This window comes from Mycobacterium sp. E2497 (genome assembly GCF_001668695.1).
Taxonomy (GTDB): Bacteria; Actinomycetota; Actinomycetes; order Mycobacteriales; family Mycobacteriaceae; genus Mycobacterium.
In genome coordinates this window covers 1-1010 of record NZ_LZKD01000083.1, presented here as the reverse complement: position 1 = coordinate 1010, position 1010 = coordinate 1, and the positions used below count along the sequence as shown (strand labels likewise).

Annotated in this window: 2 protein-coding genes; one reads left to right on the top strand and one right to left on the bottom strand. The window is 68.0% G+C overall.

Translation table 11 applies throughout. From position 1 onward, the window contains the following. On the top strand, window positions 1–510 hold a 510-nt coding region (locus A5713_RS06265), incomplete at its 5' end, for a glycosyltransferase (RefSeq protein WP_156751771.1). Between the two features lie 23 nt (window positions 511–533). On the opposite strand, the gene A5713_RS06260 is transcribed toward A5713_RS06265, so the two are convergent. Next, entirely contained in the window at window positions 534–707 is a 174-nt protein-coding gene (locus A5713_RS06260) for a DUF3117 domain-containing protein (RefSeq protein WP_003878471.1), read from the bottom strand. Window positions 708–1010: the final 303 nt, after the last annotated feature.

Below are 1010 nucleotides of genomic sequence, written 5' to 3'. Positions count from 1 at the left end.
GCGGCGGCGCACCGGTTCGCCCCCGAGGTGCAGGTGGTGCTGTGCGCGGGCGCCCCCGACACTGCGGAGATCGCCGACGAGATCCGGTCCGCGGTGGAACGGCTGACCGACCACCGGCAGGGCGTGTTCTGGATCAGGGAGATGCTGCCCATCGGCGAGATCCGCGAAATACTCTCGGCCGCAACGGTTTTCGTCTGTCCATCGGTGTATGAGCCGCTGGGTATCGTGAACCTGGAGGCGATGGCGTGCGCGACGGCCGTGGTGGCGTCCGATGTCGGGGGGATACCCGAGGTGGTCGTCGATGGGGTGACGGGTTCACTGGTGCATTACGACGCCGGCGACCCGACCGGCTACGAGGCGAGGCTGGCCGAAGCGGTCAATGATCTCGTCGCCGACTCCGAGAAGGCGAAGCGCTACGGCGAGGCGGGACGCCAGCGCTGCGTCGAGGAATTCTCCTGGGCCCGCATCGCCGAGCAGACCCTGGACATCTACCGAAAGGTGTGTGCGTAGCGGCGGCCGTCCGCCGGCACGTCTCAGCTGGAGCTCGTGACACCCTTGAGTTCGTCACCGAGGGCTGCGGCTTCGTCGGGCGTCAGCTCGACGACCAGTCGACCGCCACCCTCAAGTGGTACCCGCATCACGATGCCGCGCCCCTCCTTGGTTGCTTCCAGAGGACCGTCGCCGGTCCGGGGCTTCATCGCCGCCATCGAGTGCTCCCTCCAGGTTCGAGCTGGCCCGCCTTTGCGGACCTGGTCGGCGCCGAGCATGCCCCGCCAGCGATTTTCCAGCCATACCCGACATCGAACTGCCAAATCACCCCCCCATTGTTCCCTATCCAGGTCACGAGTTGTACAAAGACCCGGCTCTGCGGGCTTAGCGGGCGGCTGAACCCGACCGCCCGCCCCGCATCGTCACCGGGCAGAACCTGATTGCCCGCCTCCTCAGCGGGCCGCAGGCGGCCCGCTGAGGAGGCGGGCAATCAGGTTCTGCCCGGTGACGATGCGGGCCGG

Excerpts from the sequence above, each read along its gene's own strand:
- A5713_RS06260 (WP_003878471.1), bottom strand. The coding sequence starts at position 707 with ATGGCGGCGATGAAGCCCCGGACCGGCGACGGTCCTCTGGAAGCAACC.